Below are 26,143 nucleotides of genomic sequence, written 5' to 3' on the forward strand. Positions count from 1 at the left end.
GAGTCAGGATCTGCTTCTTTGCCATTTTGCTTGTGGAGAATAGATTTTCTTTTGCACATAAACAAGACGTGTGAACAAGGTGACAGCGCCAAATGCAAGCCCTGTAATTAACCCGATCCAGTAGCCAAAAGCTTGAAGGTCCGTTGTCTTTGCCAGCAGGAACCCTAATGGGAGGCCAATAATCCAGTAAGAAACGAGTGCCATGATAAAACTAAGATTGACATCTTTATATCCGCGCAATGCGCCTTGCACCGGAGCTTGAATGGCGTCTGAAAGCTGAAAGAATGCTGCAAAAGCTAGAAACTGAGTAGTTTGTTGAATGACCGCTGGCTCATGTGAATACAGCAATGCAATTTTATCCCGAAAGATAAACAACGTCACACCGGATATAATCGATAGAGTTACAGCAGTAAAAATTCCAAGACGGCTGTACTGCTCCGCATCATGGAAGCGATCGGCTCCAACTTCAAATCCTACTACGATTGTAAGCGTCATAGAGATGCTCAGTGGGACCATATACAACAACGATGCAAAATTATTGGCAGCCTGGTGAGCTGCAATGGTGACAGAACTGTATTCACTCATCATCAGCGTGACGGCAGAAAAAATACTGGTTTCGAAAAAAATGGATAACCCAATAGGCAACCCAATTTTACAAAACTCTTTCCATTTTGGAAATGAAATGCTTGGGAGTCGACGAAAAACATTGTACGTGGAAAAAGGCGGCCGTTTATGGATGATGACCGCGGCAATGATCGTGATCAACCAATAAGTAACGGCCGTTGCGTACCCGGAGCCCACTCCCCCCAAGGCGGGAAAGCCTCCTTTTCCGTAGATAAAGAGATAGTTAAAAAACACATTAATGGGCAGCGCAAGCAGCGTAATCACCATGGAAACCTTTGTTTTCCCTAGAGAATCGATAAAACTGCGGAGTACATTGTAAACAAAGAGCGGAATGATTCCGAAAGAAAGGGCGATCAAATATTTTTCTGCTACCATCCGTACCCGGCTCTCTAAATTCATTCCATTTAGTATAGGATCAAGGGCAAAACTGCCGACGATGATGATGGATATGCCTAAGGCGATGGCTATGTAAACTCCTTGAATGATGGTAAAAGTAACTTCTTTCGCGTTTTTGGCCCCCAAAAATTGGGCGGTAATCGGGGTAATCGATAATAAAATTCCACCTAGTCCAGTGTATATTGGAACCCATATCGAGGACCCTATTGCGACTCCTGCAAGATCGCTGGAAGAATAGCGGCCTGACATCATCGTATCAAAAAAGTTCATCGAATAAATGCCGATTTGCGTCACAAAAATAGGGATTAAGATCATCAAAAATTGTTTATATTTTTCTTTGAGGCTGTACGTCTCTTTCATTGCTGCATTCCTCCAACTCCAACGATTTTCCCGATTTTGATGCAAGAACTGTACAATACGATTATATGAAATAAAGCGCTTATGACAGCTTAGAAAATGTACTAGTTCCGAACATTTTAAAAGAGAAAATCTATGAATTAATCATTCTATAGGTATTCTAACAGTCTATTATTTCTCAAAGTAGACTGTTTTTTGACGTGTTGGCGTCCATAATAGTCTATTCAATATGATGAAAAAACTCATCTTTTATGAGACAAAGAATGCGGCCGGGAATATCCCCGCCCGCATTCTTTAGGCTTTCATCGCTTCCTCATTATCATCATGGGATTGTTGCCGCAACAAATGCAAAGTGTAAAGGTCTTTTGTAATTTCAAATAAATCATAGACGGGTGCTTCTTTATTGATGGATTGATACAGATGAGGACGAGTTTCATTTGCTTTCAGCGCATACGGCAATTTTTCGGCGGCTTTCAGGGAACGGATATTTTGCTTGCGAATTCTCATATAAATGGTTTCAATTCCTAGCTGATAAAACAATTCTTGAAAGAAAGCATCTTTTGCTAAACGATTATATCCTTTTCCGTGATATGGCTTTCCGAGCCATGTGCCTAAAAACCCGGAGTGGTTTTCAATATCATATAAATTGATCGTACCAATGGGGTTTCCCCATTCGTCAAGAATTGTTCTGGATATGAGTTCGCCGCGCTCCTCTGCTTCCATCATTTGTTTGGTTAAAAATAAAAACTCTTCTTGTGAATAAGCTTTATGGCGAACAAACGGGAAGACATCTGGATGCTTCATCAATTCAAAAAGTAATGGGGCTTCCTGCAGGTCTCTTTTCTTTAACAAGTAAAATCCCTCCTCAAGAGGGCAGAAGTCAGGAAAATCGATTCTTCCACCCTCGAAATTTTTCATAAACTTCATAAAAAATTTCGGGGTGGGAATCGAACCCACTAGAACCAGTCAAGACTGGTGGCGCACCATTTGCCTTCCCTAAAACTTGCTTTTTGAAATGAGAAATCATCTCTCATGATATGGCCTATTCGTTGAAACTGGCTTTATCTTCCGTTCACAAAAGCATAAACGGCATGTGTCCGGAATGACATCAGCAAGCTGATTGTATATTACAAAAATAAATTGTATTTGAAAATAGTCATTTTGTTAAGTTTTTATGTCCATTTTATAAATTTTTATTGTTTTCAGTCTTTCGTTCGTTCTTTTTATGGTTTTGATCATACAAGAACATAGGGGTGCAAGGCAAGAAATGAACACTTGGAAATCATGAATTTTTATCTAAAGAGCAAGCTATAATGGGGGCAGCGAAAGAATATCGACATGACGGTTTTAAATAGTGTTTCTCTACTCCTGTATTAGCCTGTCACCTAAAACTGGCCGGTCGTTCCATAACCGGAACGAATTCGTATTGATACGGGTGAATAAATTTTATTAAAAAACCTTCCATAAAAAGCGCCCCCGGGTATTTCAGCGGAGAACAACGAATGATTCCGGGGGCACAGCAACGCGAAGCTAATTGATTTTCGTACTTGCAAAAGTATGAAAAGTTGAATCTCACTTTCTCTTTTTTCGTTGCGACTGCCGTTTGAATAAAGGCTTTTATGAACGTTTTTTCTGTTTGAAAATTTTCCATCCAAAATAGAGGACCAAACTGATTACGGCCAAAATCGCAATCGGGGTCACATATTTTCCGGCAACGGATTTCACTGCTTCCCAGTGGGTGCCAAGCTGCATTCCTAAAAGCATGAACAATATAGTCCACGGTATCATGGCAGCTAATGTGTAAAGCAAAAATAATCGCAATGACATTTTGGAAAATCCGGCCGGCAAAGAGATGGCATGACGCACTACGGGTATAAATCGAGCTGTGAAAATCACGAAAGGCCCGTATTTGTTAAACCATCGTTCCGAAGCATCTATATGAGATTCTTTGATGAATAAATATTTTCCGTATTTTTGAAAAAATGGTCTTCCTGCATATTTACCTAACCAGTATAGAAAAATTTGGGCAATCGTCCCGCCGATTACACCTGCTATGAAGGCACCAACAAACGACAATTTTCCTTGGGAGACTAAAAATCCTCCATAGCTTAAAACAATTTCGCTTGGAATAATTTCGATCATCAATGCTAGAGCGATTCCAAAGTAGCCAAGATTACCTAAAAAAGTAATGAGCTGATGAGTAAACTGTTCCATTCTTTCTCTCCTCTGTAAAACTTTCATATACTGCCACAATAAATTATAATACTTACCATTCAATCATAATAGTAAAAAATAAAAAAGGCGAAAAAAGACGGAAACAGTTTGATTATGATTACAATATTCCAACCGCTAACCGTTGGAATGGTTTTAATCAATAGTAGTTTTTCCTCATTTTTCTGCGCTCTTAAAAAAGCTTGTTTACGAACAAAGCCCCATTCGAACGGGGCAACTTGCATACATAAAGGAAACGATGGAGGGAACGCTAAAAAAGATTCCAGTTCGTCATTTGTCCATCCGAACGATGAGCAATGGAGCTATCAATCGGAATGAAGCAATCGAGGCAGACGGACGGATAAAGAAAAAACGGACTTGATCGTTGGATAAAGCTGTGATAGCCATCAACGTTCATTCAAGTTGCTTGCAATTATACTTGGAGAATGATAAAATTTTTATCAAAATCAAAAGTACATGGAATGTTTATACATTATCATGGCCGAAACGCCTTTTGATTAAGTAGGATATGAGCAAGGAGAAAAATTTCATATTTTCCTTCGGGGCAGGGTGAAATTCCCGACCGGCGGTGATGAACATGATGTTCAAAGCCCGTGACCCGTGCGCCTTTTCGGTGTACGGTGGATTTGGTGAAATTCCAAAGCCGACAGTGAAAGTCTGGATGGGAGAAGGAGGAAGCGTTAAAAAAAGGAGTATTTTAACGCTTATTTCGCAATGAATTTAAAAGGCCCCGCATTTTTGCGGGGCTTTTCAATTGGAAATTCCTTACTTCATAAAATTCATGTTGGACAAGGTAGAATCATTATTCTGCTCGCTTCTTTTTGACAAGCAAATAGACGGCTATTCTGTAATATGAGGAGGGTTGCTCCCAAAATGCTGAAAGAAGACTATATGAAATTCGCGTTGAAATTGGCGGAGAGTGTAAATGGCCAGACATCCCCCAATCCTCCTGTAGGCAGCGTGGTTGTGAAAGAAGGTCGAATCATCGGAATGGGCGCTCATTTAAAAGCCGGCGAACGCCATGCTGAACGGATCGCCTTGGATATGGCAGGATCCGAAGCTGAAGGCGCCGATGTGTACGTAACTTTGGAGCCTTGCTCCCACTACGGCAAAACGCCCCCGTGCGCAGATTATTTAATTGAAAAGCGTGTAAAAAGGGTTTTTGTCGCTACTCTGGATCCAAACCCGCTCGTAGCAGGAAAAGGGATTCAAAAGCTAAAAGATGCCGGAATTGAAGTAGAAACAGGCATTTGCGGTCAGGAAGCCAAACAGTTATATAGGCCATTTTTCCATTTTATTCAAACCAAAACCCCGTTTGTCACTATTAAAACAGCCGTCACGGCAGATGGGAAGATTGCAACTGCTGCTCACGACAGCAAATGGATCACAAGCGAGCAATCCCGCCAGGATGTTCATCTTCTTAGAAAAAATCATGATGCTATCCTTGTCGGCATCCATACCGTTCTTCATGACAATCCCCTCCTTACCGTTCGATTGCCCCAAGGTGAAAAGAATCCTATACGCGTCATTTTAGACACCCACTTGCGTATTCCAAATGATGCAAATGTTATAACCAATAAAGACAGCGAAACGATAGTGGTTTGTGGCTGTAATGCTTCCGAGAAAAAAGAACTTGATCTAATCCGTTTAGGTGTTACGGTCATAAGGCAAAAAAGCCAAGATGTTTCTATTGCCGAATTGCTTCAGGAGCTGGGCAGACGCGGAATCATGACGCTTCTGGTTGAAGGCGGTTCAGAGGTCAATGGATCTTTTCTTCAAGAAAAGGCTTTTCAGCGATTGATTTTATACATGGCCCCAAAATTGATTGGCGGTAGAGAAGCTCTTACATCGTTTTCTGGAAAAGGAGTAGAAAAGATAGCGGATTCCCTTCCGTTAACTTTTGAGAAAGTAGAAATGGTAGGCCCGGATGTGAAAATAACCGCATCGGTCAAAGAATAGAAAAGGTTTGAACGAAATTCCATTATGGTTCAAAAGGAGGGACGTAAGTGTTTACAGGGATCGTAGAGGAAATAGGCGTTGTTGAACAAGTTTTAAAAGGGAGTCAGTCTTTGGAGCTATTGATTCGAGCAGAGAAGATTGTAGAGGACGTACATCTTGGCGACAGCATTTCGGTGAATGGAGTTTGTTTAACCGTAACATCATTCAGCGATACAACGTTTTCGGCTGATGTGATGCCGGAGACATTCCGCGATACTTCGCTTCGACAGCTTGTTCCCGGCAGCAAGGTGAATCTGGAGAGAGCCATGCCGGCAAACGGGAGATTTGGCGGACATTTTGTCAGCGGACATGTGGACGGTGTGGGAACGATTGTTTCAATACAGCCGGTCGATAATGCCCTGTATATGACCATTTCAGCGCCGCCGGAGCTTTCGCGCTATTTTATGAAGAAAGGATCGGTTGCGATAGACGGCACCTCACTCACCATTTTTCGCACAGGGAATGGATTATTGACCATCTCTCTCATTCCCCATACACAAGAAGAGACGATTTTAGCGTCCAAAAAAGTAGGGGATCTCGTGAATATAGAATGCGATATGTTAGCCAAGTATGTGGATCATTTGATGAGCATGGGATCGCGTTCATCAGAATCTAGAATTTCTCTGGATTTTTTGAAAGAAAACGGCTTCGCCGATTAAAGAAAGGGTGATTGAGTATGTTCGCTTCCATTGAAGAAGCTGTGGAGGATTTAAAGGCAGGAAAGGTAATCATTGTCGTGGACGATGAAGATCGAGAAAACGAAGGCGATTTTATTGGATTAGGGGAAAAAGCAACGCCGGAAATGATTAATTTTATGGCAAAAGAAGGCCGGGGCCTGATTTGCGTTCCGATTTCGGAAGAAAAAGCTCGCCAGCTTGAGCTGAAAATGATGACCAATCAAAACACGGATTCGCTCGGAACGGCGTTTACCGTCAGCATCGATCATATCAGCACCCGAACAGGAATCAGCGCATTTGAACGTGCCAAAACCGTTCAGGAGATTGTGAACGATGACACGACACAATATGATTTTAAAAAACCCGGCCACATCTTTCCGTTGATTGCAAAAGAAGGCGGTGTCTTAAAACGGGCTGGCCATACGGAAGCCGCTGTAGATTTGGCAAAATTGGCAGGGGCGAAACCCGTTGGAGTCATCTGCGAGATAATGAATGAAGATGGCACGATGGCAAGAGTGCCGCAGTTAAAAGAAATCGCTGAACGATTTTCTTTAAAGATGATTACGATACAAGATTTGATTGAATATCGGCGCAAACAAGAAAAACTGATTAAAAGAGAAGTGGAAATCGAGCTCCCAACGCATTTTGGCCATTTCCGAGCCGTCGGCTATTCGGAAGTGCTCACAGGGAAAGAACATGTGGCGCTCGTAAAAGGAGATATCGACAACGGAGAGCCCGTACTTGTGAGAGTTCATTCTGAATGTTTAACGGGCGATGTATTCGGTTCTTATCGCTGCGATTGCGGTCCCCAGCTTGCCGCTGCCCTTGAACAAATTGAAAAAGAAGGTCGAGGCGTCCTTTTGTATATGAGACAGGAAGGAAGAGGAATTGGCCTTCTCAATAAATTGAAAGCCTACAAGCTTCAAGAACAAGGTTTTGACACAGTAGAGGCAAACCATAAATTGGGATTTCCGGCTGATTTGCGCGATTACGGGATCGGAGCGCAAATTTTACGAGATTTAGGTGTGACGAAAATGCGTCTAATGACGAATAATCCGAAGAAAATTGCGGGATTAAAAGGCTATGGATTGGAAATAGTCGAGCGGGTGCCGATTGAAATGCCGCCGAAGAAAGAAAACGAAGCGTATTTGCGGACAAAAATGGAAAAAATGGGCCACCTGCTTCATATATAATCGTTGTGATACAGATAAATAAAGAGGAGGAACTGTTATGGCAAAAGTATTAGAAGGAAATTTAGTAGGAACTGGATTAAAAATCGGAATCGTCGTATCTCGTTTTAATGAATTTATAACAAGTAAGTTAGTAAGCGGAGCTGAAGATGCTCTTGTACGCCATGGTGTAAATCGAGATGATATTGAGGTTGCGTGGGTGCCTGGAGCATTTGAAATCCCATTAATCGCCAAAAAAATGGCGGAATCCGGTCGTTATGACGCCGTTATTGCTTTAGGTACCGTCATTCGCGGGGCTACTGCTCACTTTGATTATGTAAGCAGTGAAGCGACGAAAGGAGTAGCACAGGCAAGTTTGCAAACAGAAGTTCCGGTTATTTTTGGCATCTTAACCACTGAAACCATCGAACAAGCCATTGAAAGAGCAGGAACGAAAGCAGGAAACAAGGGTGCAGAAGCAGCTGTGAGCGCCATTGAAATGGCTAATCTGTTGAAACAATTAAATCTATAACTGATCAAGTGTATGCAAGCGGCGAAGAAGCCACTTCTTTTTCACATGAAAAAGCCAGCTCCAAACAAGTTTCTTCGCCGAAATTCTCAATTGCCCTTCTTGATTGTTTGTAATATGATAATTTTATTAACCTAGAAGACGGAGGGGTTCGGAGTGAAGTTGAAATTTACGAAATGCCATGGATCCGGCAATGATTTTCTGTTGATAGACGAAGAGGAGCTGGACTATTCCTTTACAGATAAAGATCGTCAAAATTTGGCTATCGCTTTATGCGACCGTTCAAGCGGCATCGGTGCGGACGGCATCTTATTTGTCCTCCCAAGCGAGAAAGCAGATGCAAAAATGCGCATTTTTAATGCCGATGGTTCGGAAGCTTCTATGTGCGGAAACGGTTTGCGTTGTGTAGGGCGTTATGTATGTGAACGGCTAGGAAAAGATCACATTGTCGTTGAGACGATGAAAGCGGATCTACATGTTCAAAAGAGTGAACCGATTTTTGGCGACATTCCCACTTATACAGTGGAAATTTCACCCGTCTTGTTTCAATTGGACGCATTGCCAATGAACATCGATAAGGAACAATTGATGAATGAAAAAATCCCTCAATTGTCCGATCAATTGATGTTTTCTGCCGTGGCAGTGCCGAATCCGCACTTAATCAGCGTGGTGGATACGGAACACCTTTTCACAAATGAACAAAAGCAAATTGCTGAATATGTGAACGGACCAAATGATCTCTTCCCGGATGGGGTGAATGTCAGTTTCGTAAAACCGTTGGAAAAAGGTACGATTTATGTTCGTACATTTGAACGGGGTGTCGGCTTTACAAATGCTTGCGGCACTGCCATGTCAGCTTCCACTTTGATCACATGTCTGCTTGGCTACAATGAGAAGGAATCGGAAATTCAGGTCTATAACCCCGGAGGAAAAGTTCGTTGTGCCGTTCATCAAAAAAGCAACGGCGATTACTATATGGATTTAATCGGAAATGCCACTTATTTATATCATGCCGAGATCGACTTGGACGTCAAGAAACCGGAAACTTTTACATGGATCCATAAAACCGAATTAGAGGAACAACAGCAGTACGAAGAGCTGGAACAGCACGCCAAAGACTATCTCTCTCAGTTTTTGAAAGTGGAAATATAAAAAAGAGTAAAGGGGACTGCTCCATTAGTCAGTAAAATGACTCGGGGGGCACCCTTTTTTCATGTAAGCTTTCTATCGAACGTTGTGGGATATATGCGAAATTCACTCGCTTTCCGCAGGCAATCCATGAGCCTTCTCGCTTACCCCCGCAAAAAGGTCTCACCTGACTCAGCTTTTACTAGCAGGAGGCTCGCTTAATTCCCAATTATCACAGTGTAAAAGCATCGTCTTTTCCATAATGATGTAAGCGCACCTTAATACTGTGTTTGTTTCCGAAAGAAGGAATCCGACGAGAAAATAATTTTTTTATTTGGTCGGTTTTTCTTGATTAAAAGGTCTTTTTTTGTATGAAAATCAATCGTTTCCTAATCAGCAATTGGAATTTCAGGATTGTCCTTTTTGTATAAGCCAGTTTTTTTAATCCAGCAGAGGCAATGCGTTAATAATTTCGGCAAAAGGTTGATCGACTTTGGCTTCGAAAAAGGATGCAAATGGACATAAAGTTGTTTCCATTCGTTTCAATACCCAATCGATCGTGCATTGGCTTGGTGTGAATTGATCGAGTTCTTCCCAGTATAAAGGACAAGCGACAAGACCTTTCTCGTTTCCTCTGGCTGAATAAGGTGCAATGATTGTTTTTCCTTGTCGATATTGAACGTAATCGATGTACAAGCGACTGCCTCTTTTTTTCTTTAAACGTTCGATTGTGAACATTTCCGGTTTTTTCGATACGAGGTAGCGGGCAATTAGTTCCGTAAACGATCCCGTTTCGGCAAATGTAAATGCCTCCGGAAGCGGTATATATACTTGCAGACCTTTATTTCCTGAAAATTTGACAAACGTTTTCAAGTTTAGATGATCAAAAATTTCTTTCATATCTTTTGCAGCCTGAACGGCCAATGAAAACTCTTTTGGACTAGGAGGGTCCAGATCAAAAACAATTTCGCTGACATAGGGGGAATGGATGGAATGAAAAGGGACATGAAATTCAATGGCCAATTGATTGCCGAGCCAAATCAGTGTTTCCAGGGAATTGCAAACAATATAATCGATTCCGTCCATTTTCTTCGTTTCGACAAAATCCGGTGCATAGTCCGGGCAGTTTTTTTGAAAAAAAGCTTCGTCCTCTACTCCATGTGGATATCGGATCACCGTTAATGCTCTATCCTTTAAGAAAGGGAGCATTCTTGGAGCCATTTTCCGCAAGTAGGAAAGGTAATCGAGTTTTGTATAACCGCAAGCGGGCCATATGGGTTTCAATGGGTGGGTGATCTCCACTTGCTCAGGAATATGGAGGCTATCGAGGCGAAATTGTTCCCATGTACATTCCTCAGGTGTGGTGGAAAATAAAAATTGATGAAAATAAGGTTCTCTCAAGCCCTCTTTTTGCCACTCTAAATAAAATAATTCTACACAAATTCCTGGCTTTATATAATATACGTCTTCTTTTTTTTCAAAAGCATTTTGACGAATAATTTGATTTAAGGCTTCTTTTTCTTTTTTCGGAATTCCCGCTTGAAAAAGGCCGATAGGAAAAATGTTTTTATCCTTGTAAACAGCTATATCATAGTAGCCGTTCGCTTCATGAAAAGCCGTCACGAAGCAACGGGCTTTCTTCCAGTTTTTGATTTTGATCCAGTTTCCGGACCTTTTTCCTTCCCATATAGACTGCTCTTTTTTTGCTACAATTCCTTCTCCAAAATGGAGAGATACAAAATCTTTTAAGGTCGACAATTCACGGAATGATGGTATCATTTGAATTCTCGATTCGGCAGAAGGTTTCGGAGACAAGCTCCAACCGAAAGATTCGAATACTCGATAAAGTTGTTCTTTCCGTTTTTCAAAAGGTTGGCTTTTTATGGATTGTCCTTTTATTTCCAATAGATCAAAAACGAGGTATGTACAAGGGAAAAAGGATGCTTTTTCCGCTATTTTAGAAGGGGACCGCATTCGACCTCTTGTTTGCACGACAGAAAAATTGGATTTACCCTCCGATTGTAATGCGGCCAATTCTCCATCGAACACGAGTGGCAAAAATGAAGAAGCCTTTTTTTGAAACGGCTTCAAAAAATTTTTGATTTCAGGAAATAAGGGCAAAATATTTTGGCCGTTACGACTGAGAAGCTGAACGGTTTCTTTCGTCCATATTAATTGGGCGCGAAAGCCATCATATTTTGTTTCAAAAAGCCAGTTGCCTTTTTCGGGAAAAGTCATTTTTAGTTCAGGCATCATGAATTGCATGTGGTTTGCCCCTTTCTTGTCTATTTGTATCTTTTGAACGGCCGTTGTTTTTATACATAGCAAAAGTTAAAATGTATAACGTTTAAACAGCGGCGAAAAATAATAAAAAACGAAAAGAGGGTTTGTATGCATACAATTTGGAAAGGGAGCATCAGCTTCGGACTCGTGAATATCCCGATTAAATTGCACGCCGCGACTGAAGATAAAGATATTTCGTTAAGATCTTTGCATAAGGTGTGTCATACTCCAATCAAATATGAAAAAGTTTGTCCAGTCTGTGAAACGGAATTGAAACCAGAGGATATTGTCAAAGGATATGAAGTGGCAAAAGGAAAATTTGTCGTGTTAGAAGATCATGAACTGGAAGAATTAAAAAAGCAAACAGAGGAAAAAGCCGTTGAAATTATTGATTTCATCCAACTAAGTGACATAGATCCCATTTATTTTAATAAAAGTTATTATATGTCTCCCAATGAAGGGGGAGCAAAAGCGTATACGCTGCTTCGAAAAGCCCTTTTGGAATCGGAAAAAGCGGGGCTGGCTAAAATTGTGATGCGTTCTAAAGAACAATTGGCCGTCATTAGAGTTTATAATCATACATTGCTCATGGAGACGATCCACTATCCAGATGAAGTTCGAAATGCGGAGGAAGTTCCGAACGTTCCGGTCAAAGACAACATTACAAAAAAAGAGCTTGATACCGCTCTTTTACTGATTGATCAGTTGACAACTCCATTTGAGCCGGAAAAGTATGAAGACGAGTATCGCAACCGTTTGATGGAATTAATTGAATCGAAGCGGACAGGAGAAGACTTGGTTACACCAACTACAAAAGAACCAAGAGGGAATGTCACAGACTTGATGGCCGCGCTTCAAGCGTCGATCGACCGAACGAAACCGAAGACAGCTACGCCAAAACGGAAAAGAGCGGCGGCGAAAAAGAAAGCGTAGCTAGTCGTATAAATATGGGGGAACGTAAAGATGAATCAAAGAGAGAGAAACCGATCAGCGGCTTATTTTATTGCCATAACCGTTTTGTTTCTCTTTTCCGTTTGGACATTTATTGAAATTGTGGACGAACTGAAAAGACATAAAATCGAACATTTTGATACGGCTATTATCACCTTTGTGCAATCGTGGATTTCTCCTGATTTAACGGCTTTTATGAAAGGTATCACTTTTTTTGGATCGGCCAAATGGATTACAACATGCGTTATCGTGGTCAGCTTGTTGTTATGGCTGAAAAAAGAAAGGCTTTACGCTTTGTTTTTCGCTCTAACCGTTTCATTAGGGACTGCATTTAACCATTTATTAAAACAAATATTTGAAAGAAAACGACCAGATATTCAGCCGTTGATTCATGAAAAAGGATTTAGCTTCCCAAGCGGCCATTCCATGGCTTCTTTTGTGATGTACGGGGCGCTTGCTTTTTTGCTGTTTGAACTTTTGGAGCATAGACCTGCGAAACGGTTTGGAGCGGTTATGGCCTCCTTGTTTATTCTGCTGGTCGGACTAAGCAGAATTTATTTAGGCGTCCATTATCCTAGCGATGTAATTGGAGGATATGCAGCCGCTGCCATTTGGCTGATCTTTTCTTTGTTTATTTTTCATTTAGTAGAATTTATCGTAAAGAAAAAATTTCATAAAAGGCCTTCGGATCGTGAGTAATGGAAAGGTGGGGCATGATTGGAAAGTGAAAGCTAATCTTACATTTTGCTAGATAATATGATATAGTGATGATAGAATTGAATATATTTTCATTTACACTGGGGGAGCCAAAAATTGGTTTGGCTGAGAGTAAGGCCCGTAAAGCCTTTAACCCTTTAAACCTGATCTGGGTGATGCCAGCGTAGGGAAGTGTTTCTTTTGACGAAAACTTATTGATGTTGTTTTCGTTATTTGAAAAATAAGACCCGGACCCCAGTGTTTTGCGCTGGGGTTTTTTGCTGGCTTGTAAAAACGATTGTGAATGTACTGGAGGCGTTCAAATTGAAAACTGCATTAACCATTGCCGGCTCTGATTCAGGTGGAGGAGCAGGAATTCAAGCCGATCTTAAAACGTTTTCCGCACTTGGAGTATACGGCATGTCGGTCATTACGGCTGTGACGGCACAAAATACGAAGGAAGTTCGATCGGTTCAAAATATAGATGTAGAAGTGATTCAAGATCAAATAGAAGCGGTTTTGGATGATTTGCCGGTAGATGGGATCAAAATTGGGATGTTGTCTACAGAGGAGATTATCAAAACCGTCTCTAAATGCCTGAAAGAGGTTCGCAATATACCGATTGTATTAGATCCGGTGATGATATCCAAAAGTGGACATCCTTTATTAAGAGACGATGCTGTCTCCGCGTTAATTCAATATTTGCTCCCGCTCAGCTATATCATCACACCCAATCTTCCAGAAGCAGAAGTGTTGGCGAATATGAAAATTACGGATCAAGACGACATGGTGAAAGCGGCTGAAATCATTCTGGAGAAAGGTCCAAAGTATGTTTTGTTGAAAGGCGGGCATTTGGAAGGAGAAGCAGCTGACCTTTTCTATGATGGTGAACAATATCGATGGATAAAAGGAGAACGGATTCAAACGAAAAACACCCATGGGACAGGCTGTACATTGTCATCTGCGATATGCGCTTTCTTGGCTCGAGGTGAACAGCCTTTTACGGCAGTTGAAAAGGCCAAAGATTATATTACGACCGCCATTCGCCACAGCCTGGAAATAGGCGGGGGGCACGGACCAACCCACCATTTTTATGATTTATATCAAAAAGCTGGATTATTATAGAACTCTGCAGAGGAGAAGTGATGGACGATGAAAGAAGAAATCGCAGCATTAATGGAGCAAGTTCGATCGAAAAATCCGCTTGTTCACCATATTACGAATACCGTCACGATCAATGATTGTGCGAATGTGACGCTGGCCATTGGCGGATCACCTGTTATGGCCGATTCCCCAGAGGAAGCGGCTTCTATGGTTAAGCTTGCTCAGGCGTTGGTGATCAATATGGGAACGTTGACAGAATCTACTTTTACCGCCATGGTGCGTGCATCACAAGAAGCCAATCGTCGGCAAATTCCCGTTGTATTAGATCCGGTTGGAGTCGGAGCGACGTCGTTTCGCAATGAAAAAGCAAAAGAATTTTTGCAAACAGTCGATCCGCAAATTGTCCGCGGGAATGCGAGCGAAATTTCCTCATTGATAGGCGAAGAAGCGCAGACAAGGGGAGTCGATGCCGGGAACGGTAACGAAGATCTTGCTCTCTTAGCTTCACGGGCGGCAAAGCTGTTAAAGGCAGTAGTTGTCGTCAGCGGTCCAGTGGATTACATCTCAGACGGAAATCGGACAATTGGGATTCAAAATGGTCATCCGATTTTAACAAAGGTGACGGGAACGGGCTGTATGGCTACTTCTTTAATCGGAAATTTTGCCGGAGCAACGAACGACTACTTTTACGCGGCGATTGCCGGGATTTCAGTGATGGGAATCGCAGGAGAGTTGGCATACCGCTCTTTTGGCGAATCACCGGTGGGTACTGGAAGCTTTCATATTCGCTTAATCGATGAAGTTTCTTTTATGAACAGTCGTACTTGGCAGAAAGAAGTGAACTTTGTTGAAGTTTAATGTCAAACAGGCGCTTTCTTTATATCTGGTGACCAGTGAATCAATGGAATTGGAGGAATTATTGAATAAAGTTGAAGCGGCCATTCAAGGCGGTGTGACGATGGTGCAGCTGCGAGAAAAACAATCGTCAGGCAAGCTTTTTTTGAAAAAGGCGCTTGCCTTGAAGTCGCTGACAGAAAAATATGAGATTTCGCTTGTTATCAATGACAGGGTCGATATTGCGCTGGCTGCGGGAGCGGATGGTGTTCATGTCGGACAAAGCGATCTGCCGGCAGCCTATGTGAAAAAAATCGTTCCGCCTTCCATGTTCGTAGGGGTTTCTTGCAGCACCGTAGAGGAAGCAAAAGAAGCCGAAAAACAAGGAGCCGATTATTTAGGAGTAGGTGCTGTTTTTCCGACGAATAGCAAAAAAGACGCGGAACGGTTGGAAAAGGGAATGCTGGAATCCATAGTGGAGAGTGTGAACATCCCCGTTGTTGCCATTGGCGGAATTAACCTGGAGAATGTTCAGCAGTTAAGCCATACAGGAATTGACGGTATCGCTGTTGTTTCAGCTATTCTTTCCAGCAGCAATCCAAAACTGGCAGCAGAAATGCTAAAAAGCGCACGTCTAAAAGGATAAACTGGCAGTTGAATAGGTGAAAAACCCGTGCAGAAAACGAATGGCACGGGTTTTTCTATGTGCATTTGGCCTAATGCAGTCCGTTAACAAGAATAGAGAAACGACTCTTGAATTCTTTTAAATTTTTGTTAACAAAATTGATTGTATCCGCCCCTTTGATTTCATTAGTCAATGGACCGATTTTTAAGGGGTGGATTTTTTCATGACTTAACATAGGTCATTATCTGAAGTTTTTAACAATGAGCATTTTGCATATTTTTTGACCCAAGAGCCATAAGGATTTCAAAGACACAAAAAAGGACTTCACCCCTAAAATGTAGAATTTTTGAAGTGACGAAAGCACAAAAATTCAAAAGGAGGAAGTCACTTTGTATATTCTACAAGAAAGCCTATTTTCCTTTGAAGAACTGCAAAAATTAGAGTCAAAAGAGAAATTACCTATCTTTTTTAGCTCGCTTGATTTACGCCCTTATGCTAAACAGTTGAGAAGTTCTTCACCCCGAGGGGCTGACGGTCATTCCAGAGAAGGGATTCTAAGGGCTCTCATCGCTGCCCCACTCGAAGGCATCGACGCCTTTACCGCCCTTCATCATCGATTGGATAAAGACCTTCGTTTCCGTTATCAATGCGGTTTATCGATTGATCGCCCCGCACCGTCTATCTCCACTCTCAGCCGGGTTTTTGCGGCACTTACCAAAAAAAAGCTGGCTGAAAAGATCTTCCTTGACTTGGTACAGTTAGCTCAGGAGGAAGGAATAATTGACGGCAGCCACCAGGCCATCGACAGTGCCGCCATTGATGCCTATGAAAAGAAACAGCCCAAAAAGCGTAGTGAACAAACGGGTAATGCCAATTGGGGCGCAAAATATGATTCCTTCGGCAATAAAATTACCTGGTTTGGCTATAAGATGCATCTTTCAGTCGATACCGCAAGCGAACTGCCAATGGCCATAAAAGTAACCCCTGCCCATGTGAACGATGGAGAAGTCGCACCAGAATGAATAGAGCAAGTGGCAGAGCGTACCAAATCCAAAATTGAATTTCTGATCATGGATGGCGGATATGACCAACTAAAAAACTATGAATCAGCCAAAAACATTGGAGCGCAAGCCATTATCCCGCTCAATTTGCGCAACGAAAAAGAGCCTCCTGAAGGGATTTCTTCCAATGGAACTCCGCGTTGTTCCATGGGTTATGAAATGACTTATTGGGGAGCTGATAAGGACCAGCTCAAGTTCAGATGTCCTCACGCAACCGGCAAAGTGGATTGCCCATTAGGAATGGCAGCCTGTTCATCTTCCAACTATGGAATGGTGGTAAAAGTCGACATCAAAAAGGATGTGCGCCGATATTCCAATCCGCACCGTGATACAAAACGTTGGAAAGAGCTTTACAACGAGAGGACAAGTGTAGAACGCTGTAATTCAAGAATGAAAAGCTACCTTACGGCGAACTCCCTACATGTATGGGGAATTGAAAAAGTAAAGACCCATATTTACCTGAACGCTATTGTATTACTTGTTTCAGCGCTAGCGATGGCAAAGGAAAATAAAGGGAAGAAAGCCGCTTAAAAAAATTCAATGTGAAAAATTCTGTAGGTATGCCCGAAAACAAGATTATTGTAATATTTTGTAAAATAACATGCTGGTAGCTATTTGTCGAGTGCTTTATTTTTTATACTTTTATCCAAAAAATCTAATTTTGCAAAATGCTCAACAATAGATAGGAAGGTTATGCAAAATTTCGTTCACTCAATGCTTGCCAACTGCTGTCACTATATATAAATGTTACATGTATAGGTTGAAACTCCTATTTTTTTATAGAGTAGTAATATAAATTTAAGTCTTGTTTGAAACAGTAGATGGACAGTATGCTTTCAATTATTTAAATTTTGCATCGGGATCAAAAATCGTTTCTCTTTCCACTTTGCATATTCTAGTAGTGAAACGTTTATACCATTCTGTTTTCCCTTTTTCTTGAGCTATTTGATGGCGAACGTTTTCTTTCCAGTTTTGGATGGAATCCAACGAATCCCAATAGGAAACTGTAATCCCCAATCCGTCTTCGCCTCTTACACTCTCTGCTCCTAGAAACCCTTTTTGTTTCGAAACTAATTCCATCATTTCATCAGCCATCTCGTCATATCCTCTGTCGACCTCAGTTCTTTCCGAAGTGAAAATGACAGCGTAGTAGGGAGTTTTTGGTGTTTTAAAAAGATTCAATTTGTTTCCTTCTAGTATTCTGCTATTCTTTTTATCATTTTATCTGAAATGACGGAACATGTGAGATAAAAATAAAAAACAATGAACACTCATCAAAAAAACATGGAAAAGGGTGACATTGCAATTTTCCTAAGAATGATTATCATTATAAAAAGGTGGCGGCAGGCATAATCTCTTTTCGATGAAATGATTGATGGGAAAAGTCATGTCTTTGCAGTTTCCCAATCTATTTAATAGAAAGTGGTGTGGTGTTGAAGAGAATTTTATTAAAGAGAGCATTCTTTCATTTGAAAAGAATTTTCAATTTGTAAATTAATGGGTGTTCAGACGGGTTTGTTCAGATTTTAATATGGGACTTTTGAATCGTTCGTTTTTCTGAGCTGTTTAAATTTTTTTTTAAAAACACGGAAAGATGATGAAAGCGTTTAATATATCTATTTTACGCCTTAAATCGAGTTTTTAAATGAGAAAAATTTTCTTTTTTTGGAGCATGTCAAGAAGTGTTACAAAATAGTGAACTTGAAAAATAAATGAACAATTTTGGCGTACTTTATATTATATTAATATTGTAAATGATATTTATTGTCGTCTCTTGGGATGTTCTTCAGACGTAAAATTGACAATTTCATAATTTGGGAGGAGTTGAGACACACATGATTCAAAAATGGCTGAAATGGCTGAAAGTCCTTCCAGCGGCGATTTTTGCTGTGATGACGCTGGCCGGTTGTGAAAACTATGTCGTTCTCCAGCCGAAAGGACCTGTAGCCAAAACAGAGTATGACTTGATTGTATTTACTTCTTTAGTCTGCTTAGGAATTATCCTTGTTGTCTTTGCATTGCTTTTCTACATTATATGGCGTTACCGCGACAAACCGGATAACAAAGCACCTTATCAACCGGAATGGGACGACAACAAAACGCTTGAAATAGTTTGGTGGTCTATTCCGATTGTGATCTGTTTGATTTTAGGTTACAGCACCGCCAAAACCACTTATGCACTGGCAAAAGGTACTGGTTTACACGATTCTAATAAGCAGGCTGTGACGATTCAAGCTACGTCATTGGATTGGAAATGGCTGTTTACTTATCCGGATGATAAAGTAGCTTCTGTCAATGAAGTCGTGATTCCTGCCGGAGTCCCTGTCAAATTTGAACTGACAAGCGATGCACCGATGAATTCTTTCTGGGTTCCGTCGCTTGGAGGACAGATCTATACGATGCCGGGAATGTCAATGGGACTATATTTAAAGGCAGACAAACCGGGCGTTTATTATGGTTCTGGAGCGAACTTTTCCGGCGAAGGATTTGCTCATATGAAGTTTAAAGTAATTGCAAAACCGGAAAATGAATATAAACAATGGGTAGCTCAAGTGAAAAAATCATCCCCGGCTTTAACGGAAAAAGGTTATGAAACACTTTCAAAACCGGGATTGACGGATAAAGCTTTTTATTCATCTTACCCGAACGGTTTATTCGAAAAAATTGTGAAGAAAAATGGCGGAGATTTCTACAAAATGCACCATATGGATACTTATAAAACACACCCGGATTTTGGAAAAGATTCCGAGAAGGATGAAAATGGTGGCTCCGACATGAATATGGATATGTCTCATTAACCATTGATGACTTTTCGATGATTCTGATCGCCTTTTAGAAGGAAAAGGAGGAAACGATATGTGGGAGAAAATCAAAGATTTCTCTTCCGGGTTCTTCGTAACGGGAGAACCGATGATATACGGGGCAGACGTTGCGATCGTATTAGTGTCATTGGCCATCGTTTATGTGCTGACCCGTTATAAAAAATGGGGTTGGCTTTGGCGTGAATGGCTGACAACTGTAGATCATAAAAAAATTGGGATCATGTATATTATCGCTTCCCTCTTAATGCTCTTCCGTGGGGGAGTAGACGCTTTATTAATGCGTACGCAGTTGGCATTGCCAGGTCTGCATTTTCTTGATTCAAACCACTATAATGAAATTTTCACGACGCACGGAACGATTATGATTTTATTTATGGCGATGCCATTGATGTTCGGATTGTTTAACATCGCCGTTCCGTTACAAATCGGTGCTCGTGATGTTGCGTATCCGTTTTTAAATGCAGTAAGCTTTTGGATGTTTTTCTTTGGAGCACTGCTGTTCAACTTATCGTTTGTTATCGGAGGTTCGCCGAACGCCGGTTGGCTAAGTTATCCTCCACTTTCTGAAATTCCTTACAGCAGCGGTCCAGGTCAAAACTTCTATGTTTGGGGTATCAATATTTCAGGTATCGGAAGTACAGCAACTGGAATTAACTTCTTAGTCACTATTTTGAAAATGAGAGCACCAGGCATGAAGCTTATGAAAATGCCGCTTTTTACTTGGTCGGTGCTTGCTTCTTGTATTTTAATTATTTTCTCGTTCCCGGTATTTACGGCTACGCTGGCCATGTTGTATATTGACCGCTTCCTTGGCGGACATTTCTTTACGATGACCGGTGCTGGAAACCCGATGATGTATATCAACCTCATTTGGATGTGGGGACACCCTGAAGTTTATATCGTTGTGTTGCCGGCATTTGGTATTTTCTCAGAAGTGGTTGCGACTTTCTCCAAAAAGAAAATTTTTGGATATAAATCAATGGTCTTTTCATTAATTCTGATCAGCGTTATTTCTTATTTCACATGGGCTCACCACTTCTTTACAATGGGTGCAGGGGCCGATGTAAATACGTTCTTTGCTATTGCGACGATGGCGATTGCCATACCGACAGGGGTTAAAATATTTAACTGGCTGTTTACGATGTATAAAGGTCGCATCGAGTTTAGCCAACCAATGTTGTGGACAATCGGCTTTATCGTGTGCTTCGTTATTGGTGGAGCCACTGGGGTTATGCTATCCATTGCTCCAGCTGATTACCAATACCATAACAGCTACTTCTTAATTGCCCACTTCCACAACACGTTGATCGGTGGAGTTGTGTTCGGTTATTTAGCTGGACTGATTTATTGGTGGCCGAAGATGTTCGGTTTTAAATTGAATGACCGCTTAGGCAAATGGGCTTTCTGGTTCTGGAATATCGGATTCTATGTATGTTTCTTGCCGCAATATGCACTTGGATTTATGGGAATGACCCGTCGTCTTTACACATACGGCTGGGACCGCGGCTGGGCATCTTTAAACTTCGTTTCGACCATCGGTGCATTCTTGATGGGTATCGGATTTATTTTCCAAGCCGTGCAAATTATTTACAGCATCAAACATGGCGAAAAAGATACAACTGGAGATCCATGGAACGGACGTACGTTGGAATGGTCAATTCCTTCACCGGCTCCGCATTATAATTTCGCAGTCGTTCCATATGCACCTGAACAAGATGCATGGTGGGAAATGAAGAAAAAAATGCAGGATCCGGATTACAAAAAAGAAAAAGTAGAATTAGAACCGATTCACATGCCAAAAAATACTGGAATTCCGTTTATAATGTCTTTCTTCTGGTTTATAGCCGGCTTTGGATTTACCTTTGAATGGGTTTGGATGATCGTTGTCGGCTTAATTGGAGTAGCCGCTACGATGTTCGCACGTTCCTTCCAATACGATGATGATTACTATATACCGGTCGAAGAAATTAAAGAAACGGAATCCGCCATGGGGAGGGTGGTATGATGTCCGCGATTACATCCCAACATGATCATCATGTGGAAGAGCTGGAATCCATGAAAGTAATGGGATTCTGGATCTTCCTCGTGACGGACTGTTTAATTTTCGGTACGTTGTTTGCAACGTATGCCGTATTAGTTAACCATATAGCCAATGGTCCAAGCGGAAAAGAAATATTTGAACTTTCCGGAGTAACATGGGAAACGTTCATTCTATTAACAAGCAGTTTTACAAGCGGTTTGGCTATGCTTGCCATGCATAAAGGAAATAAGAAACAAATCATTAACTGGCTGATTGTCACTATTTTGTTAGGAATGTCTTTCGTCGGATTGGAAGTGCGGGAATTTGCTCATATGGTAGATGAAGGGGCAAGCATTTCTACGAGTGCATTTTTAACTGCCTTTTTCACATTAGTCGGTACACATGGATTGCACGTATCCTTAGGGATCTTGTGGATGATAGGATTGATCATTCAACTTTTCCAACGTGGTTTGAATGTGAAAACGAAACGGAAACTGACGGTGATCGGTCTTTATTGGCACTTTCTTGATGTCGTTTGGATCTTCATTTTCACGATTGTGTATTTAATGGGGGTGATGTAACATGGAAAATCACGGCTCACTCAAATCTTATGTGACAGGGTTTATTTTATCGATTATCTTAACCATCATCCCGTTGTTATTAGTGACGAATCATGCATTCAGCAAAGGGGCGCTTGTCGCCGCTATCATTACGATGGCTGTTCTGCAATTTGTCATCCAGTTAGTTTTCTTTATGCATATCCGCGAGTCTGAGAAACCGCGATATAATGTTTTTGCACTTGCGCTGGGCATTGTTTTTGTCATTACCATTGTAATAGGTTCTATATGGATTATGACATTTAACAGTGTCGTACAATAAAAATAGAACGTAAAAAAAGGGTCTAGTCCTCCAACAACCTGCCATTATTTCAAGTGGATAATGATGGTTCGGAGGGCTGGACCCTATTTTGTTGGCGATGGACAGCTTATCTACTTGTCATGAATAGCTGTAACACTTTTCTTTAAAGATTCTCATCATCTGTTTTATTTTCAATTTTTTTGTGATAAACTTCAACTGGATTGTTACTTTAGCAGGATCGAATTTGATGGATATGAGGAGAGAGATATGAAAGAGAATGGCCATTCCACATTGGAAATTATTGAAGTATGTTTACTGGCGGGAAAAATTATGCTAAGAAGCGGAGCTGAAACGTATCGTGTAGAAGATACGATGTCTCGCATCGCTGCTTCATGTGGAATTCAAAACGCCCATTGTTTTGTTGCACCAACGGCCATTATTTTTTCCATGGATGGAATGGAACCGACCAAACTTGTCCGTATTTCGGAGCGTTCAACGGATCTCCATAAAATCGCTTTAGTGAACAATGTATCAAGAAACATAAGTGCCGGGAAATTAACGATTCGAGAAGCTTATGCACTATTAAAAGAAATGGATCAAAACGACTTTACATTTCCTCTATGGGAACAAATTCTGGCGGCTGCGATTTCAAGTGGCTGCTTTTTAATCATGTTTCAAGGAAAATGGAACGATTTTCTAGCTGCTTGCATTGCCGGTGCCGTCGGGTTTCTGTTTCTTGTGTACGTTCATCGATTTATTCAAATCAAGTTTTTTGCCGAATTTTTAGCGTCTCTCATGATTGGTCTCAGTTCTGCTTTTTTTGTCAAAATAGGAATTGGACACCAATTGGATAAGATCATTATTGGTTCGGTGATGCCGCTTGTTCCCGGATTAGCCATTACCAATGCATTGAGAGATTTAATGGCAGGACACCTTGTTTCAGGATTATCAAGGGGAGCGGAAGCCTTTTTAACAGCATTTGCGATCGGAACCGGAATAGCGGTTGTGTTTACGTTTTTATAAAAATACATACCAAAGACAAAGGCTCGAAGATTTTAACGAGAAGAAGTGGCTTCATAAATAAGGGGGAAAAGAGATGCTGGAGCAAATGGTTACGAGTTTTATTGCCTCCGCCGGTTTTGGAATTATATTCAATGCGCCTAAAAGCTCCTTGTTTCAGTGCGGCTTGGTAGGGATGATCGGTTGGATTATTTACTTTTGGTTAGTAGAAATGCAGTATGATAGCGTGTTTGCTTCTTGTGTCGCATCCATATTTGTCGGGGTGATCAGCTACATTTGTGCCAAAATGTATAAAACACCGGTCATTATTTTCACTGTCGGAGGAATCATCCCTTTAGTACCGGGAGGGCTGGCCTATGATGCGATGAGGCATTTCGTGCAGAATGACTATAATATCGCTCTCCAATTGGCGGCAAAAGTCTTTTTGATTTCAGGTGCCATCGCCATGGGTCTCGTATTTGCGGAAGTTGTCAACCTGATTATTCGGAAATTCCTTAGTGTTAAGCAAAAAGCAAGATGGCGTGTTTTATACAATAAGGACACGAATATCGAAAGCTGAAAGCTATAGAATGAAAAATTTCCGTAAAAAGAAAACCGTGAATGTAAGATTTTGCTATTTTATTGTTCCATCTAGAGCGTTGGACAAATGTCCCCCCTTTTTTTACTTGATCTAATGAATGGCGGATTTATAATGAAAATTCTTTTTTTACTTTTTTCAATGAGGTCCATCATTTCCGGATCATCATATATCGACCCATAAAGTCTTGATTTCATTTATTCACGTCTTTTACGAGACGTGATTTTTTTATGTCCTTTAAGTCAATTTGAATATTCGAACCATTTTCCTCTTTAAAAGACTTACAAAGTAATCCTCCATCGGTCCATCCATACAAATGCTTTCAATGTCTTATACAATTTGTTGCTGACAAATTGAATTTTCCGTCCAAATCTAACTAAAATGGCAAAGCGTATGACTGATAAAACCAAAATTTTTGCATGAGTTGATAAAGCGAAGATTCCATTCATATAAATGAATGACAGACATAAACCATGCAAAATAGAAAAGAGCCCTTAAGATCAGCGGAGATGGATGAGTAGGTCTTTAAAAAACAGCAATAGCCGTTTTACTTTCATTATCTTTGATGAATTTCAAGCAAAAACGTCCGTTTGTATACTACGTGCCATTCCGTGAAGAAGGGCATATGCAGAGTTTCAATAAGAAAGGGGCGGGAAGATGGCAAACATACAGCTTTCAGGCGAAAAAGTCATCAACTATATTAACGGAGAATGGACTTCTTCAAAGAAAGCGAAATTTGTAACGATCGTCAATCCGGCTGACGGTCAACCGATCGGTGAAGTATTGCAGTCTTCAAAAGAAGATGTGGATTTGGCTGTCCAAGCGGCGAAACAAGCCCAAAAAAAATGGTCACGTGTACCGGCTCCGCAACGAGCGCAATATTTGTATCGGGTTGGCGAGTTGTTGAAAGAACGAAAAGAAAAGCTGGCTAGCATCCTCACCCAAGAAATGGGAAAAGTCATTGAGGAAGCTCGCGGTGAGGTCCAAGAAGGAATCGATATGGCCTTTTATATGGCTGGAGAAGGAAGAAGATTGTTTGGGCAAACCACGCCATCCGAATTAAATGATAAGTTTGCCATGAGCATCCGTGTTCCGATTGGTGTCGTTGGAATTATCACTCCTTGGAATTTTCCCATTGCTATTGCTACGTGGAAATCGTTCCCTGCCATTGTTGCCGGAAATACGGTCATTTGGAAGCCGGCTACGGAAACACCGCTAATGGCAAGAGAATTGGTGAAAATCTTGGATGAAGCAGGTTTGCCAAAAGGAGTGATGAATCTTGTTTGCGGTTCTGGTTCCGAAGTCGGATCAGCCATCGTAGAACATCCTGATATCGATGTCATTTCATTTACCGGTTCCAATGAAGTAGGGCGGACGATTGCAGAAAAAGGCGGAAAACTTTTAAAACGTGTTTCGCTTGAAATGGGCGGAAAAAATGCGGTGATTGTCATGGAAGATGCTGACTTGTCGCTGGCAGTGGAAGGAATCATATGGAGCGCCTTTGGTACGAGCGGACAAAGATGTACAGCGTGCAGCCGAGTGATCGTACATGAAAACGTAAAAGACGAACTGGAAAAACGTCTGCTTCAAGAAATGAAAAAACTGACAATCGGAAATGGATTAAACGAAGACGTCAAAATAGGACCTGTTATTAACAAAGGTGCATTAAAGAAAATACATGAGTTTGTAGAAATGGGTCAAGAGGAAGGGGCCGACTTGCTCGCGGGAGGTTATATCGTTAAAGAAAAAAATCTCGACGGCGGATATTATTATGCCCCTACTTTATTTACGAATGTTCGGCCTGATATGAGAATTGCTCAAGAGGAAATTTTTGGACCGGTGCTTTCCATCATTCCTGTTCGAAGTTTTGAAGAAGCAGTGGAAGTGAATAATAGCGTTGCTTATGGATTATCCAGTTCCATTTATACACGAAATGTCAACCGAGTGTTTGCCGCTCAGCGAGACTTAGATACGGGCATTGTGTACATTAATGCCGGAACGACCGGTGCGGAAATTCATCTGCCATTCGGCGGCACAAAAGGCACCGGCAATGGTCATCGCGATTCCGGTGTGGCAGCACTGGATGTGTTTACGGAATGGAAAAGCGTGTATGTCGATTTTAGCGGAAAATTACAGCGAGCTCAAATCGATGTGGAATCATGATATCGCTTGAAGTGAATTA

22 protein-coding genes, 1 pseudogene and 2 riboswitches are annotated in these 26,143 nt (G+C 41.2%); of the genes and pseudogenes, 18 read left to right on the top strand and 5 right to left on the bottom strand.

Translation table 11 applies throughout. The features are described from left to right. Positions 1 to 3: 3 nt before the first annotated feature. The 3 genes from N1I86_RS15475 to N1I86_RS15485 all read right to left on the bottom strand — a co-directional run bounded on the left by N1I86_RS15475 (position 4) and on the right by N1I86_RS15485 (position 3,591). Positions 4 to 1,380 (bottom strand): MATE family efflux transporter, encoded by a 1,377-nt coding sequence (locus N1I86_RS15475; protein ID WP_341097065.1) that lies wholly within the window; start codon positions 1,378 to 1,380, stop codon positions 4 to 6. Between the two features lie 291 nt (positions 1,381 to 1,671). Beyond that, positions 1,672 to 2,229, bottom strand: coding sequence for a GNAT family N-acetyltransferase (locus N1I86_RS15480; RefSeq protein ID WP_003354969.1), 558 nt, complete (start codon positions 2,227 to 2,229; stop codon positions 1,672 to 1,674). A gap of 765 nt (positions 2,230 to 2,994) precedes the next feature. Next, positions 2,995 to 3,591 carry a DedA family protein gene (locus N1I86_RS15485; RefSeq protein ID WP_270583521.1) on the bottom strand — a complete coding sequence of 199 codons (597 nt, stop codon included), beginning with the start codon at positions 3,589 to 3,591 and terminating at the stop codon, positions 2,995 to 2,997. A gap of 549 nt (positions 3,592 to 4,140) precedes the next feature. Continuing rightward, positions 4,141 to 4,286, top strand: a riboswitch (FMN riboswitch). Between the two features lie 196 nt (positions 4,287 to 4,482). On the opposite strand from N1I86_RS15485, the gene ribD reads away from it, so the two are divergent. From ribD to dapF, 5 genes are all read left to right on the top strand, one after another. Then, positions 4,483 to 5,568, top strand: coding sequence for a bifunctional diaminohydroxyphosphoribosylaminopyrimidine deaminase/5-amino-6-(5-phosphoribosylamino)uracil reductase RibD (ribD, locus tag N1I86_RS15490; RefSeq protein WP_327797307.1), 1,086 nt, complete (start codon positions 4,483 to 4,485; stop codon positions 5,566 to 5,568). A gap of 47 nt (positions 5,569 to 5,615) precedes the next feature. After that, complete coding sequence (locus N1I86_RS15495; RefSeq protein WP_048623502.1) at positions 5,616 to 6,266, top strand: riboflavin synthase; 651 nt, start codon at positions 5,616 to 5,618, stop codon at positions 6,264 to 6,266. A gap of 17 nt (positions 6,267 to 6,283) precedes the next feature. After that, positions 6,284 to 7,477 (top strand): bifunctional 3,4-dihydroxy-2-butanone-4-phosphate synthase/GTP cyclohydrolase II, encoded by a 1,194-nt coding sequence (locus N1I86_RS15500; RefSeq protein ID WP_048623501.1) that lies wholly within the window; start codon positions 6,284 to 6,286, stop codon positions 7,475 to 7,477. A gap of 37 nt (positions 7,478 to 7,514) precedes the next feature. Continuing rightward, positions 7,515 to 7,985 (top strand): 6,7-dimethyl-8-ribityllumazine synthase, encoded by a 471-nt coding sequence (ribH, locus tag N1I86_RS15505; RefSeq protein WP_341097071.1) that lies wholly within the window; start codon positions 7,515 to 7,517, stop codon positions 7,983 to 7,985. 153 nt (positions 7,986 to 8,138) lie between these two features. After that, positions 8,139 to 9,134, top strand: a complete 996-nt coding sequence (dapF, locus tag N1I86_RS15510) for a diaminopimelate epimerase (protein ID WP_341097073.1) — start codon at positions 8,139 to 8,141, stop codon at positions 9,132 to 9,134. Positions 9,135 to 9,551: 417 nt separating this feature from the next. Here dapF and N1I86_RS15515 read toward each other — a convergent pair whose 3' ends face one another. Continuing rightward, positions 9,552 to 11,375: a DNA ligase D gene (locus N1I86_RS15515; RefSeq protein ID WP_341097075.1), complete on the bottom strand. Its 1,824-nt coding sequence runs from the start codon at positions 11,373 to 11,375 to the stop codon at positions 9,552 to 9,554. 126 nt (positions 11,376 to 11,501) lie between these two features. On the opposite strand from N1I86_RS15515, the gene ku reads away from it, so the two are divergent. The 6 genes and pseudogenes from ku (at position 11,502) to N1I86_RS15545 (ending at position 17,195) form a co-directional block, all read left to right on the top strand. After that, the gene (gene ku, locus N1I86_RS15520; RefSeq protein WP_003354978.1) at positions 11,502 to 12,326 is read left to right on the top strand and encodes a non-homologous end joining protein Ku; all 825 of its coding nucleotides are present in this window, start codon (positions 11,502 to 11,504) and stop codon (positions 12,324 to 12,326) included. A gap of 30 nt (positions 12,327 to 12,356) precedes the next feature. Next, positions 12,357 to 13,043: a phosphatase PAP2 family protein gene (locus N1I86_RS15525; protein ID WP_327824205.1), complete on the top strand. Its 687-nt coding sequence runs from the start codon at positions 12,357 to 12,359 to the stop codon at positions 13,041 to 13,043. A 90-nt stretch (positions 13,044 to 13,133) separates the two neighbouring features. Further along, positions 13,134 to 13,248: riboswitch (TPP riboswitch) on the top strand. A gap of 116 nt (positions 13,249 to 13,364) precedes the next feature. Then, complete coding sequence (gene thiD, locus N1I86_RS15530; RefSeq protein ID WP_341097077.1) at positions 13,365 to 14,165, top strand: bifunctional hydroxymethylpyrimidine kinase/phosphomethylpyrimidine kinase; 801 nt, start codon at positions 13,365 to 13,367, stop codon at positions 14,163 to 14,165. A 27-nt stretch (positions 14,166 to 14,192) separates the two neighbouring features. Then, positions 14,193 to 15,002, top strand: a complete 810-nt coding sequence (gene thiM / locus N1I86_RS15535) for a hydroxyethylthiazole kinase (protein WP_341097079.1) — start codon at positions 14,193 to 14,195, stop codon at positions 15,000 to 15,002. Next, positions 14,992 to 15,624, top strand: coding sequence for a thiamine phosphate synthase (gene thiE, locus N1I86_RS15540; protein ID WP_341097083.1), 633 nt, complete (start codon positions 14,992 to 14,994; stop codon positions 15,622 to 15,624). The genes thiM and thiE overlap by 11 nt, the downstream gene beginning before the upstream one ends. Positions 15,625 to 15,992: 368 nt before the next feature. Beyond that, positions 15,993 to 17,195 (top strand): annotated as a pseudogene (locus N1I86_RS15545) (transposase). Between the two features lie 309 nt (positions 17,196 to 17,504). Here N1I86_RS15545 and N1I86_RS15550 read toward each other — a convergent pair. Continuing rightward, a complete protein-coding gene (locus N1I86_RS15550; RefSeq protein WP_341097085.1) occupies positions 17,505 to 17,846 on the bottom strand; it encodes an antibiotic biosynthesis monooxygenase family protein in 342 nt (113 codons plus the stop codon). Between the two features lie 653 nt (positions 17,847 to 18,499). Here N1I86_RS15550 and coxB point away from each other — a divergent pair. The 7 genes from coxB to N1I86_RS15585 all read left to right on the top strand — a co-directional run bounded on the left by coxB (position 18,500) and on the right by N1I86_RS15585 (position 26,124). Continuing rightward, a complete protein-coding gene (gene coxB / locus N1I86_RS15555; protein ID WP_341097088.1) occupies positions 18,500 to 19,462 on the top strand; it encodes a cytochrome c oxidase subunit II in 963 nt (320 codons plus the stop codon). Positions 19,463 to 19,520: 58 nt separating this feature from the next. Then, positions 19,521 to 21,491, top strand: a complete 1,971-nt coding sequence (locus N1I86_RS15560) for a cbb3-type cytochrome c oxidase subunit I (RefSeq protein WP_341097090.1) — start codon at positions 19,521 to 19,523, stop codon at positions 21,489 to 21,491. Beyond that, positions 21,491 to 22,087, top strand: a complete 597-nt coding sequence (cyoC, locus tag N1I86_RS15565) for a cytochrome o ubiquinol oxidase subunit III (RefSeq protein WP_048623491.1) — start codon at positions 21,491 to 21,493, stop codon at positions 22,085 to 22,087. Before N1I86_RS15560 ends, cyoC begins: the two co-directional genes overlap by 1 nt. Position 22,088: 1 nt before the next feature. Next, complete coding sequence (gene cyoD / locus N1I86_RS15570) at positions 22,089 to 22,385, top strand: cytochrome o ubiquinol oxidase subunit IV (protein WP_004439978.1); 297 nt, start codon at positions 22,089 to 22,091, stop codon at positions 22,383 to 22,385. Between the two features lie 246 nt (positions 22,386 to 22,631). After that, positions 22,632 to 23,387: a threonine/serine exporter family protein gene (locus N1I86_RS15575; protein ID WP_048623490.1), complete on the top strand. Its 756-nt coding sequence runs from the start codon at positions 22,632 to 22,634 to the stop codon at positions 23,385 to 23,387. A 73-nt stretch (positions 23,388 to 23,460) separates the two neighbouring features. After that, entirely contained in the window at positions 23,461 to 23,943 is a 483-nt protein-coding gene (locus N1I86_RS15580; RefSeq protein ID WP_004439974.1) for a threonine/serine exporter family protein, read from the top strand. A gap of 675 nt (positions 23,944 to 24,618) precedes the next feature. Further along, complete coding sequence (locus tag N1I86_RS15585; RefSeq protein ID WP_341097092.1) at positions 24,619 to 26,124, top strand: aldehyde dehydrogenase family protein; 1,506 nt, start codon at positions 24,619 to 24,621, stop codon at positions 26,122 to 26,124. The last annotated feature ends 19 nt before the right edge of the window (positions 26,125 to 26,143 follow it).

Source organism: Bacillus sp. FSL W8-0116, assembly GCF_038003825.1.
GTDB classification, from domain to species: domain Bacteria; phylum Bacillota; class Bacilli; order Bacillales; family DSM-4216; genus Bacillus_O; species Bacillus_O smithii.